The organism is Microbacterium foliorum (genome assembly GCF_006385575.1).
GTDB lineage: Bacteria > Actinomycetota > Actinomycetes > Actinomycetales > Microbacteriaceae > Microbacterium > Microbacterium foliorum_B.
On sequence record NZ_CP041040.1, the window covers coordinates 3,055,405 to 3,068,192 of the forward strand.

General features: G+C 66.4%; 13 protein-coding genes. 3 read left to right on the top strand and 10 right to left on the bottom strand.

Translation table 11 applies throughout. From position 1 onward, the window contains the following. Positions 1 to 46: 46 nt before the first annotated feature. On the bottom strand, positions 47 to 775 hold the full coding sequence (locus FIV50_RS14805; protein ID WP_140038093.1) for a helix-turn-helix domain-containing protein: 729 nt from the start codon (positions 773 to 775) through the stop codon (positions 47 to 49). Between the two features lie 201 nt (positions 776 to 976). On the opposite strand from FIV50_RS14805, the gene FIV50_RS14810 reads away from it, so the two are divergent. Beyond that, positions 977 to 1,630 (top strand): hypothetical protein, encoded by a 654-nt coding sequence (locus tag FIV50_RS14810; RefSeq protein ID WP_140038094.1) that lies wholly within the window; start codon positions 977 to 979, stop codon positions 1,628 to 1,630. 130 nt (positions 1,631 to 1,760) lie between these two features. Here the strand turns inward: FIV50_RS14810 and FIV50_RS14815 are convergent, their stop codons facing one another. From FIV50_RS14815 to FIV50_RS14830, 4 genes are read right to left on the bottom strand one after another with little or no spacing between them, the layout of a single operon-like run. Then, on the bottom strand, positions 1,761 to 2,669 hold the full coding sequence (locus FIV50_RS14815; RefSeq protein ID WP_140038095.1) for a carbohydrate ABC transporter permease: 909 nt from the start codon (positions 2,667 to 2,669) through the stop codon (positions 1,761 to 1,763). Then, on the bottom strand, positions 2,669 to 3,607 hold the full coding sequence (locus tag FIV50_RS14820) for a carbohydrate ABC transporter permease (protein WP_079113516.1): 939 nt from the start codon (positions 3,605 to 3,607) through the stop codon (positions 2,669 to 2,671). The genes FIV50_RS14815 and FIV50_RS14820 overlap by 1 nt, the downstream gene beginning before the upstream one ends. Continuing rightward, the gene (locus FIV50_RS14825) at positions 3,604 to 4,899 is read right to left on the bottom strand and encodes an ABC transporter substrate-binding protein (protein ID WP_140038096.1); all 1,296 of its coding nucleotides are present in this window, start codon (positions 4,897 to 4,899) and stop codon (positions 3,604 to 3,606) included. Before FIV50_RS14825 ends, FIV50_RS14820 begins: the two co-directional genes overlap by 4 nt. A gap of 36 nt (positions 4,900 to 4,935) precedes the next feature. After that, positions 4,936 to 7,116, bottom strand: coding sequence for an alpha-galactosidase (locus FIV50_RS14830; RefSeq protein WP_308810375.1), 2,181 nt, complete (start codon positions 7,114 to 7,116; stop codon positions 4,936 to 4,938). Positions 7,117 to 7,226: 110 nt separating this feature from the next. Between FIV50_RS14830 and FIV50_RS14835 the strand changes: the two genes are divergently transcribed. After that, positions 7,227 to 8,342 (top strand): ROK family protein, encoded by a 1,116-nt coding sequence (locus FIV50_RS14835; protein ID WP_140038097.1) that lies wholly within the window; start codon positions 7,227 to 7,229, stop codon positions 8,340 to 8,342. A gap of 80 nt (positions 8,343 to 8,422) precedes the next feature. Here FIV50_RS14835 and FIV50_RS18030 read toward each other — a convergent pair whose 3' ends face one another. Next, positions 8,423 to 8,518, bottom strand: a complete 96-nt coding sequence (locus tag FIV50_RS18030) for an LPXTG cell wall anchor domain-containing protein (protein ID WP_140038812.1) — start codon at positions 8,516 to 8,518, stop codon at positions 8,423 to 8,425. A gap of 274 nt (positions 8,519 to 8,792) precedes the next feature. Between FIV50_RS18030 and FIV50_RS14845 the strand changes: the two genes are divergently transcribed. Beyond that, the gene (locus FIV50_RS14845) at positions 8,793 to 9,104 is read left to right on the top strand and encodes a hypothetical protein (RefSeq protein WP_029153956.1); all 312 of its coding nucleotides are present in this window, start codon (positions 8,793 to 8,795) and stop codon (positions 9,102 to 9,104) included. A 227-nt stretch (positions 9,105 to 9,331) separates the two neighbouring features. Here the strand turns inward: FIV50_RS14845 and FIV50_RS14850 are convergent, their stop codons facing one another. The 4 genes from FIV50_RS14850 to cmtR are packed head-to-tail and all read right to left on the bottom strand — an operon-like array spanning position 9,332 to position 12,751. Continuing rightward, the gene (locus FIV50_RS14850; RefSeq protein ID WP_029264099.1) at positions 9,332 to 9,865 is read right to left on the bottom strand and encodes a signal peptidase II; all 534 of its coding nucleotides are present in this window, start codon (positions 9,863 to 9,865) and stop codon (positions 9,332 to 9,334) included. Then, positions 9,862 to 10,470 carry a cadmium resistance transporter gene (locus FIV50_RS14855; protein WP_036275918.1) on the bottom strand — a complete coding sequence of 203 codons (609 nt, stop codon included), beginning with the start codon at positions 10,468 to 10,470 and terminating at the stop codon, positions 9,862 to 9,864. The genes FIV50_RS14850 and FIV50_RS14855 overlap by 4 nt, the downstream gene beginning before the upstream one ends. Next, the gene (locus FIV50_RS14860) at positions 10,470 to 12,395 is read right to left on the bottom strand and encodes a heavy metal translocating P-type ATPase (protein WP_219846297.1); all 1,926 of its coding nucleotides are present in this window, start codon (positions 12,393 to 12,395) and stop codon (positions 10,470 to 10,472) included. Before FIV50_RS14860 ends, FIV50_RS14855 begins: the two co-directional genes overlap by 1 nt. After that, a complete protein-coding gene (gene cmtR, locus FIV50_RS14865) occupies positions 12,392 to 12,751 on the bottom strand; it encodes a Cd(II)/Pb(II)-sensing metalloregulatory transcriptional regulator CmtR (RefSeq protein ID WP_036275916.1) in 360 nt (119 codons plus the stop codon). Before cmtR ends, FIV50_RS14860 begins: the two co-directional genes overlap by 4 nt. Positions 12,752 to 12,788 lie beyond the last annotated feature (37 nt).

The following is a 12,788-nucleotide window of genomic DNA, read 5'->3' on the forward strand; positions in this document are numbered from 1 at the left end:
GTCGGGGCGCCTGTGAGTCAGGGCGCCCGGAATCGTCGCCTCCCGCTCAGCCGCCGGCGATCTTCGCCAGCGCGATGACATGCGCTCGCGCGATCACATCGAGCTGGGCGGGGTTGTAGAGCGCGGCGATCGACTCCGCGACCGCCTCCCATGTCATCTGCGGTCGCCCCCGGTGATGCGCCAGCGGATCCTGAAGCCAGGGATAGGTCGTCAGATCGTGGGCGAGTCCGACGGCGTACCTCTCGGCCATGCGGATGCGCGTCTGCTCGTCGGCATCCGGCGGTAGCCCATCGAAATCGACGCGCACGTCGGCCGGATCGGATTCGAGCATCGTCCGGAGGTCCCTCATGGCCTCGTCGTCGTACACCTGAGAGTAGATGAGCATCAGCGATCGTTCGGTGTCGGTGAGTCGTGCGGAGAGGTTCTCGAAACCCCGCGGCAGATCCGTCGTCGTCGCGCCGTCGATGATCGTGCGGATCTCAGCGCGAGCCTGCTGCAGACGTTCTATCGTGACGGCGAGCTCGGCATCGATGTCCTCCAGCGCTGCGAGGGCACGATCGTCACCGGCCGCGACACGATCGATCTGATCGAGGGGAACCCCGAGTTCGCGCAGACGACGGATGCGGAGCAGCTGCACGAGGTGACTCACCTCGTAGCTCTTGTACCCGTTCGACGACCTGCTCGGCTGCTCGAGCAGGCCCACCTGGTGATAGTGCCGCACGGTGTTCACCGTGGTCCCGGCGAGGTCGGCGACCTCTCTCGTGCTCCACGCCATGAAGAGCCCCTTTCCTCCGCGGCCGTCTGTTGACTCATTCTGGCTCGATCGCGAGCAATCCGACGTCAGTTTTGTTGACGCGGGCGCAGGTCCGCACGCAGATCTCACGAGCAGCGCTCGGAGCAGAAGAAGCGCCTGAGGCATCTGACAATCCCGTGAGAATCGGCGGGCGATACGCCGCTGCGCCGTTAACGTCGAAGGATGGATATCGACACGAGACGACCCCGCGCTCGCAGTGCACGCATCCTCTCTCCTCTGTTCGGGATGGCCGTCACCGGTGCGCTTCTGGCCGGGTGCGCCGCTCCCGCTTCGCCGACCCCGACGGTCACGCAGACCGTGACGGCATCCGCCGATCCCGCCCCGAGTGCCTCACCCAGCGCGTCGACCCCGGCCGCGGACGCCAGCCCGTCCGGCATCGGAGATGTCCAGCTGGGCGCGCCCTACGACGACGCAGCGGCGGGGGCGGGGGCGACTCCGGTCGAAGCCTGTCCCTGGCTCGCGTCCGCTGAGGCCGACGGATACACGTTGATCCTCCAGCGCGCCGAACCCCAGGAACAGGACCCGGCGGTCGTCGAGCTCGTACAGGTCTCCGCCTCGCCCGCCGACCTCGAAGGCGGGTCGACCATCGGACCGGTGACGGCCGAGGGGATCGGTGTCGGTTCCCGCGTGGACCAGGCCCTGGCGGCATACCCCGACGCGGCCGAGATCGAGAGCGTCGGCGATCGCCGGTATCTCGCGATCGAGTCGGAGGCCGGCGCCGGTTCCGTCTTCCTGACCTATACGGCCGGAACCGACACCATCTGGGCGGTGACGGCGACGACCCTCGAAGAGCCACCGTACGAGTCCTGCGGCTGAGCCCGGCACTCCGTCATCAACATCATCCTCGACCACCTCGGCATCCTTGCTGGGTGCCGCCACCGACCGCCGAACCACTGCTCCCGCCGCACGATCACCTGCTCTCCGTCTACGGCGCCGATATCGCCGCCTACTTGATGGATCCTCGGGTGACCCCGGAGATGACCCACCGCTGCGAGAAGATGTAGACGATCAGCAGCGGCGCCATCGCCATCAGGTATGAGGCGAAGGCGGTCGTGTAGTCGGTGTTGTACTGGCCCTGGAACACGTACTGCGCCAGCGGGATCGTGCGCGCACCCGGGTCGGTGAGCACCACGAGCGGCATGATGAAGTCGTTCCACGCCCACACGCAGGTGAGGATGCCGACGGTGGCGTTCATCGGGGTCAGCAGCGGGAACACGATCTGCCAGAACACCCGCCAGGTGGATGCTCCGTCGACGCGCGCCGCCTCTTCGAGCTCGATCGGAATCGAGCGGATGTAGGCGCTGTAGATGAAGACGTTCAGCGAGATCCCGAAGATCGTGTAGAGCACGATCATGCCGACCTGGTTGTCGAGCCCGAGCAGCGACGTCTGTTTGACCAGCGGCAGCATGATGATCGGGAATGGGATGAACAGCGCGGCGAGGAAGTAGAAGAACACTCCCTTGAAGAACGGCCGGTGGCTGTTGCGTGCCAGCGCGTAGGCCACGACCGAGCTGGTCAGCAGGGTGAAGACCACGGCTCCGAGGGTGATCAGCGCGGTGTTGAGCAGTGCCTGCGGGAACGCGGTGCGCGCCCACGCATCGGCGAAGTTCTCCCACCGGATCGGGTTCGGCCATTCGAACCCGTTGCCGGCGGCCAGCTGCTCGGGTGTCTTCAGGGCGACCGCGACCGCCAGGTAGAGCGGGATGAGCACGGTGAGCGAGCAGACGGCGATGAGCGCGGTGGCCCACCAGTTCGTCTTGCGGGTGTCGTCGTTCTCGGCGGCGCGACGGGCGCGCCATCCCGGGCGCGGTGTCGTCGCCTCGGCTTCGGCGAGGATCGTGGTTGCGGTGGTCATCAGATATCCGCCTCTCTGCGCTGAAGGACCCGGAACTGCAGGAGCGAGACGATCGTGATCACGATGAAGAAGATCACGGCGTTCGCGGTCTGGTAGGCGAACTCTCCTCCGGAGAATCCGCCGCGGAAGACGAGCAGGGTGACCGACTCGGTCGAGGTGCCCGGCCCTCCGTTGGTGAGGGCGACGATCGGGTCGAACACCTGCAGGAAGCCCTTGAGACTCAGCACGACGTTGATCGTGAAGAACGCGCTGATGAGCGGGAAGGTGATGGACCCGAACTGACGCCACGATGACGCACCGTCGAGAGATGCGGCTTCGTAGAGCTCGCTCGGGATCGTCTGCAGCCCCGAGAGGTAGATGATGATCGAGAACGCGCAGGCCTGCCAGACGGCGAGCGCGACGATCGCCGTCCATGCCCAGTCGGGGTTGGTGAGGATGTTGTCGCGGAAGAGCGGGATACCGGAGAGGATTTTCGGCAGCGAGTTCGAGAACAGGAACTGGAAGACGTAGCCGATCACCAGGATCGCGAGCACGTACGGCACGAAGTAGACGCCGCGCCAGAAGTTGCGTGCGCGGATCTTGGCGTTGAGTCCCATCGCGATCGAGAGCGAGATCACGTTCGTGAGAATCGTGGCGACGATCGCGAACAGGAACGAGAACCCGTAAGCCTTCAGCACGCGGTCGTCTTTGAACAGGTTGAGGTAATTCGAGATGCCGACGAAGTTCCAGTCGCCATAACCCGCATAGTTCGTGAAGCTGAAGAAGATGCCCACGATGACGGGGATGGTGTGGAACGCCGCGAACGCGATGACGGCGGGCCAGACCATCCAGTAGTAGGCCGGCAGGGCTCGGGAACTCGCGGTGCGGACACGCCGCGCCCGCTTCGTTCCCTCGGGACCCGGAGTCGTGGCGCGCACGGCGCTGGTGAGAGTGCTCATTCTTCGTCTCCCGTCACGGGGATCGTGCGGGCAGCGACTTTTCGCCACTCGCTGTCGAGGGTCGACAGCGCCGCATCCGCGTCACCGTCGAAGAGGAACTGCTGCACGATCGCGACCAGCGGGATGCTCGGCGGCACCTGGTGATCGATGAACCCGGTGATCTTGCCCTCGTCGAAGTACGGCTTGACCGACTGCAGAGCAGGATCGTCACTCAGCTCGGCGCCCGTCACGGACGGGATCATGTTCTGGGAGGCGGCGAATTCCTCGATCACCCCGACATCGAACAGGTACTCGATGAAGCGCAGCGCCTCCTCGCGATGAGGGGTGTCCTTCGCCATCGTGACGACGACGTCGACACCCGAGACCAGCAGGCGATCGTCGGGATCGTCGGCCGCCGGGTACGGGAAGATCGCCGCGTTGATGTCGGGGTTGATGGCCTTCACCGGGTTGAGTGCCCAGATCCCCTGCAGCAGCATCGCGGACTCGCCCCGCGCGAAGGCGGCATTCCCGTCGTCGTACGTGCGGCCCCGGTACCCCTCCTGCATGTACGAGAAGAGCTGCGCCTGCTGCTCCATGACCTCGGGGAAGTCCTTCTGGAACGACACGGCCGAATCGGCGCCGACGTCCTCCCCCTCAGCCCTCATGTCATCGAAGAAGCCGTCCTGCGAGGCGTAAGCCCCCAGGGCGTTCCACGACGGCATGCCGGTCCATGAGTCCGCGAGGGTGCCATAGAACGGCGTGATTCCCGCAGCCTCGAGCGCGTCGCACACCGCGATGAACTCCTCCCACGTCTCGGGGACCTCGAGCCCCTGCTCCGCGAAGATGTCCTGGTTGTAGATGACGCCGTTTGCGTTGTTGACGTACCCGAGCCCATTGACCTCGCCCTGCTTGGTGCCGAGCTCGGCGAGGATCTCCTGCACGGCGGGGTTGAGGGTCTGGAGCACCGGCTCGTCGGAGAAGTCGTAGAAGACTCCGGCTTGAGCGAGGTCCCCGAATCCGCCGTTCGCGTTGAGGGTGATGACGTCCGGCGCCTTGTCCTTGACGAGCAGCGTGCGGATCAGGGTCTCGGAGTCCGCGACCTGGTTCTGCACGATGCGGATGTCAGGATTCTCGGCCTCGAAGTCCGCGATGATCTCGTTGAAATCTTCGAGCGCCTCTCCCTTGAACTGGAAGAAGCTGAGGGTGGTGATGCCATCACTCGGCGACGCCGCGCATCCCCCCAGTGCCACGACGGTGCCGAGTGCGGCCGCCATCGCAACCGCCCTGGCGGTCTTTCGATATCTGATTCTCATGTGTGCGCCTCCTTGCGCGGAACAACTGTTCAGTGGTCAGTGCTGTGAAACGATCTCGACGACGGTCGCCTGCTGAGGGAACTGCACGGGCGGTCGAACTCCGATGCTCCCGAGCTCACGGCCCGTCATGGTGACCGGCTCCTCCGCCCACGCGAGCGGTGATTGCGCCGGGTCGTGCGTGGGTCGCGAGAGGATGCGGAGCTCGTACGTGCGCGCGGGGTCGAGCCCCGGGAAACGGACGCGCCCTGCCGGGTAGGCCGCGCTGGTCGCGACCTGGGTGACGGTGAACACGGCGGACTCCGCATCGTCGGCGACGATCCCGCGCACGTCGATTCCCGGTTCGACACCGTCGACATGGACGACTGTGCCGCCCGCGATCAGCGGTCGCAGGCGCTTGGCGAGGGCGATCCAGCCGGCGACGCGACCCCGGGTCTGCTCGTCGGCGGAGGTGAGGTCCCATTCGACGCCGAAGTGACCGAGAAGCGCGACGGCAGCGCTCAGCTCGAGAGAGACGGTGCGCCCGGACGAGTGCACCACCGGGCTGGTGAGGTGCATGCCCATCATCTCGGGAGGCACGACCAGACCGGTGTAGCGCTGGTTCTCGAGCCGCTCGATCGGGTCGAGACTGTCGCTCGTCCAGATGCGGTCGGTGCGGTCGAGGATGCCGAGGTCGACCCGCGCACCACCCGATGCGCAGCTCTCGATCTCGAGATCCGGATGGGCGGCCTTGAGCTCATCGAGCAGTCGGTACAGGGCGAGCGTGTGCTGGCGCACCCGCGGCGATCCCCCCGGTCCGCTGCCCGCATCGACGAGATCGCGGTTGTGATCCCATTTGAGATAGGCGATCGGGTACTCGACCAGGAGGGCCAGCAGGCGATCCGCGATGTGCCGGTAGGCGTCGGGATTCGCGAGATCCAGCACCTGCTGCTGCCGCGCGGAGGGCGGCAGCGACGTGCGTCCACGGAGGATCCAGTCGGGATGCGCGCGGGCGAGATCGCTGTCGGGATTCACCATCTCGGGCTCCACCCAGAGTCCGAACTCCATGCCGAGAGCGGTGACCTTGCGCACGAGGGGATGCAGGCCCTCGGGCCACACCTCGGCATCCACCTGCCAGTCACCGAGCCCTCGGGTGTCGTCACGGCGCCCGGTGAACCACCCGTCGTCGAGCACGAAGCGCTCGATCCCGACCTCTGCCGCGGCGTCGGCGAGCGCTGCGAGCCGATCGAGATCGTGATCGAAGTAGACGGCTTCCCACGTGTTCAGGGTGACCGGACGCGCTCGGCGCGGGTGCTGCGGGCGGTCGCGCCACTCGGCGTGGAAGCGCTGCGAGAGCTGGTTGAGACCGTCGCCCCACGAGCCGATGACCCAGGGCGATGACACGGAGGCTCCCGGAGCGATCACGACCCCACCGGGCGCGAACAGCTCGCCTCCTGCGAGGAAGGAATCACCCGTCACGACCCGCTCGGCGAGCACTCGGTGGTTTCCGCTCCACGCGACGTGGATGCCGTGCACCCGACCGGACTCGAACCCGAAGCCGGAGCGTCCCGCAGCCAGCAGCACCGTCGCATCCGCGCCCGGCCGCCCACGCCGGCTCTCGCGCAGGTGGGTGCCGAGCGTGAAGCTGTGCCGCTGGGCGGTGCGCTCGCGAAGGTGGTGACCCGTGGTGTCGAGCAGTTCCGTGGCATCCCAGGGGGTGGGGAAAGCGAGCTGCAGAGCCTCCAGGGAATAGCCGCCGTCAGCCGTGTTCGTCACCGTCATGCGCTGGTGCAGAAGCCCTCCGGTGCCCACCTCGATATCCCAGCAAAGGCGAAGTCCGGCCTCCGGGTCGTCGAGCACGACTGTGGCCGCGTGGCGATCGGCGCGGACCTCGACGACGTCGGGCTTGATACTGAAGCCCGAGCCGCCGCGATGTCCCTCGATCGTCGGGGTGCCCAGCCAGCCGGATGCCTCGGTGGCGACGGCGCTGAGGCGTGCCGTGTGGTCAAGGCCGCCCGACACTCGCTGCGGACGCGCGGCGGCGGCGAGGTTGCGCAACGTCTCCCGAGTCGAGTCAAGCAGTTCTTCGCCCCAGTGGACGATGACGGGCACCTCTTCGGACTCGAGGTCAATGACGACACTCGTCCCACCCCGGTGGAGGTGGATCACGCGATCGTGGGTGGGCGGGGACTCGAGATCATCCATCACGCTCTCCTGCAGAGCCTCATTGCTGAAATGCATGGATTAGTTCTATCACGAAAGTAAAGGGCTGCCAAGAGTGACGTCGGAACGGGGTTTCGCGCGCCACATCGCCCTTTTACTGCCAGAATGGAAGCAACGAGGAGGTGACCGTGCTCACAGAGAGTGAAACCGCGCTCGCTGAAGCGGTGCTGATCCACGGCCCTATCTCCCGCTCCGCACTCACCACCCGGTTGGGGCTCTCCGCCGCGAGCCTCACCCGCCTGGCGAAGCCATTCCTCGACACCGGCCTCCTCATCGAACTCGACGACGTCGTCGACGGGTCTGTGGGTCGACCGACCAGGCCCCTCGACATCGCCCCCGATCGGGGCTTCTTCGTCGGCATGAAGCTCACCGGTGACACTCTGCACGCGGTTCTCACCGACGTCCGCGCTGCTCTCGTCGATTCCTTCACCCGTCCCCTCACTGCTCCCGATCCATCGAGCGTGATCACGGACATCCGGGCGGCGATCGACGATTTCGATGGCGACATCCGCGGCATCGGCGTCAGCCTCGGCGGCTCGGTCGACGACGGCGTCGTCGAGTTCGCCCCCTTCCTCGACTGGCACGACGTACCGTTCGCCGCAATGCTCGCCGACGCGACCGGACTACCCGTCACCGTCGAGAACGACCTCGTCGCGCTCGCCGAAGCCGAGAGGTGGTTCGGCATGGGCCGCGGCCTGCCCGGGTTCTCGGTGATCACGATCGGCGAGGGCATCGGCTATGCGGTCGTCGCGCACAACGAGGTCGTGCGCACCCGCGAGGTCGGCGCAGGTCTCGGCGGACACATCCCCCTCGCGGCCCAAGGCCCCCTCTGCGACCGAGGGCACCGCGGATGCGCGCAGGCGATGCTCACCTCGGGATCGATCACTGCGCAGGTCTCCGGCGCCCTGCGGCGACCGATCGACTACGAGGAATTCCTGGCGCTCGCCGCGGGTCGAGACCCGGCGGCGACAGCGGTGGCGGATGCCGCGGGCGAGGCCCTCGGACGCTTCATCGCGCTCGCCGCGAACCTCACGATGCAGCCCGCCACCGTGCTCGCCGGAGATGGCATCGGGCTGTTTGCGGTCGCCGAACCCGCCATCCGTCGAGCCATCGCCACCGACCGCGACCCCCTCGCGGATCCCATCGAGCTCTATATCGACGAGCCCGGTTTCACCGCCTGGGCCCGAGGTGCCGCGGCCGTGGCGATCCAGGCGGCCATCGCGACCTTGTCGTTCTCCTCCTGACCGTCAGTCAACGGGAGCGAGGATTTGCTCCGGTTGACGCGACGGACCCGAACCGGGCTGTCAGGCGGGATACTTTCCGACTAGATCCCCGTGTTCCCTCTCCGGCGCCGCTGCATGAGGAGGACTGCACCTGCGACTAGGAGCAAGCCCGCTGCGGCGGCTGCGGGAGCTGCGATGTCCGAACCGGACGAAGATGCGCGTCGCCTTCCAGGTGTTCAACGCCCGCGTCTGAAGCGCTCTCTCAGAGCCAGCCGGAACGGCTCGAATCGGCCAGCCGGAAACGCTACACCACCGGTTTCGGTGCTCTTGGGTTTCGGCAGGGGGTTACGGCGGGTCAATCCACGGCGTGTCGGGCCGTCGATCAAGACAATCGGTCAGCCCGCCGCAAACGATCGTTTTCGGTGGTAGCCCGGGCACGACATCAACAGCGAAGTCGAGGATGATTGAGTCGTGGAGATTGAGCTGCTTTATATCGCCGGTTGCCCCAGCTGGGTTGAGGCTGGCCGTCGTGTTTCTGAGGCGCTACGAGAAACAGGCCACGACGAATCGGAGGTTCACTACCGACTCATCCGGACGGAGGAGGACGCGGGCGCAGTCTCGTTCGCGGGCTCCCCCACGATCACCCTGGATGGCAACGATCTCTTTCCGGGGTCGGGGCGAAGCAATGACCTCGCCTGCCGTATTTACAGCACCCCTGCTGGGCTGGCCGGGATGCCAACGGTTGAACAGATTCGAGAGGCGCTCTCCGCTCATGGCGACTGACGAGGACGTTGCGTGCACGTGCTGCGGGCGACATCTGCCACGCAAGAAGCTGCACGCACTCGGAGACGATCGCGCTTTCATCTGTCGACGATGCGGCTGGTGGGTGGCTCTGCGCCTACATCGCGACCGCCCGCCTGCCTAAGCGTGAACTCACTCAACGGCTGCCCACGGCGATCGCGCCGATGTAGAGGGCGAGTTGATGGGTGTCCACCACCGCACAACGGATCTCACTCGGTGCTCTCATCCCCGGCGCGGATCATGAAAACTGCTCCGGTGATCGCTGCGGCGAAGATTACGATGTCGGCGATGTTGCCGATGAACCAGTTTCCGTAGGCGAGGAAGTCCACGACGTGACCACGGGCGAATCCGGGGTCCCGGAAAAGGCGGTCGCCTGCGTGTGAGGCGGAAGCGCCGCCGAGCGCGCCGATGACGATCGCCCATCTCACGCGTTGCACTCGGAACGCGAACACGATCGCTGTGACCGTGGCGGCGACAGCGAGCAGCGCGAACACCCAGGTGAAGCCTTCCCCGAAGGAGAATGCCGCTCCGGGGTTATAGGCGAGCTGCAAACCCAGCAGGTCACCGATCAGCGGGATGCGCTCACGGTCGGTGAGGGTCGCTTCGGCCCACACCTTGGTTCCCTGATCGATCAGCACGACGACCACGGCGATCAAGAGCGCTCCACCAGTGAGCTGCCGCCGCCGGGTCGACGACAGCTTGCGCGCAGCGGGCGGATGAGCCTCTGACTGGGAGGAGGTCATGCGAGCACCTCGATCAGACGGACGATGACCCCAGATTCGATCAGGATGAACAGGCCCAGGCCGATGAACACGGCCGGTACGAGCCAGTGCTCGACGCGCTCCAGCCCCTCGGTAACAGCCTTGTTGGTGCCGATCAGCCGGCCGGCCGCGCACCAGACCGCGACGAGGATCAGGAATACGACGATCATGATCGCGACGTCGCTGGGGGCGCTGGTGCGGAAGATCGGCGTGTAGAGGGAGATGTTGTCGGCCCCGTTGGCGATCGTGATCCCTGCGACGCCCCATAGTCCGACCGCGGTGATCTTGGAGTCGTCATCATCGTCATCGCTGTTACGGCGCAGGCCGCGAATGAGCGTCCAGATGCCGATGCCGAGCGGGATCAGACCCAGGAAACCGACCCATTCGTCCGGAACGATGGTGAGACCGAGAGCGGCGATCACGCTGATCACGACGAGGGTGATGAACCCGAGATACTGGCCCGCGACGATCTGCCACGGCCGGGGCTTCCCTCGACTGGAAGCCAGGAACAGCACGGTGAGCACGACAATGTCGTCGATGTTGGTTGCCGCGAACAGGCCGATCGCTGAACCGATAGTTGCGAGCATCAGCTTTCCAGTCGTGGCGTGCGGGTGCGTGCGGCGCGCAGACCGTTGAGGATCACGATGACCTCCGCGACCTCGTGGACCAGGACGACGGCCGCGAGCCCCAGGACGCCGAAGAGCGCGAGCGGGAGCAGTGCAGTGATGATCAGCAGCGACAGGATGATGTTCTGGTTGATGATCCGTCGACCGCGGCGGGCGTGATCGAACGCTCGCGGGATGAGGCGCAGATCATGGCCGGTGAAGGCCACGTCGGCGGATTCGATTGCCGTGTCGGAGCCGGTGGCGCCCATCGCGATACCGATGTCTGCGCCAGCGAGGGCCGGTGCGTCGTTGATTCCGTCGCCGATCATCGCGACCGGCCCCGCCTTTGACAGCTCGCCGATCGCGGTTGCCTTATCCTCGGGACGCAGTTCCGCGCGCACGTTGCTGATCCCGGCCTGCGCGGTCAGTGCACGAGCGGTGCGGGCGTTGTCTCCGGTGAGCATCGTCACGCCGACGCCTTGGTTGGTGAGCGTCCGGACTACCTCGGGGACTTCAGGGCGCAGTTCGTCGCGGACGCCGATCGCGGCGACGGGGGTTCCGTCGCGGTGGACGATCACGACGGTCATGCCCTGCTCCTCCAACTCCGCGACCTGCTTCCCGAGGTCGCCCGCGTCCAGCCAGCGAGGACTGCCGACGGTGATTCTCGATCCGCCGACAGTGCCGTCGATGCCGTGCCCGGCCTGCTCGGTCACATCTGCAGCTGCCGGTGTGCCCGGGGCCGCGGCGGTGATCGCAGAGGCAAGGGGATGCGTGCTGTGCTGCTCCAGTGCGGCCGCCCAGGCCAGCGCCTGTGTCTCGGTCACGCCGTTCGCAGTGAGCACCGCTGTGACCGCAGGTTCGTTGCGGGTGAGGGTGCCGGTCTTGTCGACCGCGACGTGGCGGACCGTGCCGAAGCGCTCGAAGACGGCGCCGGACTTGATGATCACGCCGAACTTGCTTGCTGCGCCGATCGCGGCGACGACCGTCAGCGGCACCGAGATCGCCAGCGCACACGGAGAAGCGGCGACCAGCACGACAAGCGCGCGGGTGATCCACACCTCTGGATCGCCCAGCAGCGACCCGATGATCGCGACGAGCGCTGCGAGGATCAGAACGCCGGGTACGAGCGGGCGGGCGATCCTGTCCGCGAGACGTGCACGCTCGCCCTTCTCGGTCTGCGCCTTCTCGACCAGCTCCACGATCGTGGTGAGCGAGTTGTCGGTGCCCGCAGCGGTCGTTTCGACCTCCAGCGCGCCGGCGCTGTTGATCGCACCGGCCGACACCGCATCGCCGGGCTCGACCTCGACGGGGATCGACTCCCCGGTGATCGCCGAGGTGTCCAGGCTGGAGCGGCCAGAACGGACGATCCCGTCGGTTGCGATCCGCTCGCCGGGACGGACCACCATGACCTGGCCGACCGTCAGCTCTCTCGCGGGCACCTGCGCAGAGACGCCGTTCTGCAGCACGGTCGCTGTCTCCGGCACGAGCTTCAGCAGCGCCCTCAGCCCGCCCCGGGCACGGTCCATCGCCTTGTCCTCGAGCGCCTCAGCAATCGAGTACAAGAACGCCAGAGCCGCAGCCTCCTCCACGTAGCCGAGGATGACCGCGCCGATCGCGCTGATCGTCATCAGCAGCCCGATACCGAGCTTGCCCTTGAACAGTTTCCGGATCGCGCCGGGCGTGAACGTCGACGCACCGAGGAGCAGACCGGCCCAGAACAACACCAGCGCCGGGATCTCGAGGCCGGACCATTCAAGGATCAGACCGGCCAGGAATGCGACACCGGAGAAGACCGGCACCATGATCCCACGGTCCCTCCACCAGGGCCGCACAACCTCTTCGGTCTCATCCTCCGCCGCAGTGGCAGGCTGGGCAGGCTCGTGCTCGCAGCCACACGCCGCGCTCACGCGTCCGCCCCCGTCCCACAGCAGCCAGCCACCGTGCACGCAGAGTCCACGCACGGCGCGTGCTCATCGACCGCCAGCGTCACGTCCACGAGCGCGACGAGCGCAGCCGTAAGATGCGGGTCGGCGATCTCGTAACGAGTCTGGCGACCCTCCGGCTCGGCAACGACAATCCCGCAGTCACGCAGGCAGGTGAGATGGTTCGACACGTTCGAACGCGTCAGCTCCAGCTCACGAGAGAGCACAGCCGGGTAGCTCGGTCCACCGAGCAGAGACATTAGGATTCGGGAACGCGTGGGATCGGCCATGGCCCGGCCGAGCCGGTTCATGACATCGAGGCGTGAGGAAATAGTCAGCACACACTGAACTATACAGTGATTGATGACCTATTGGAAC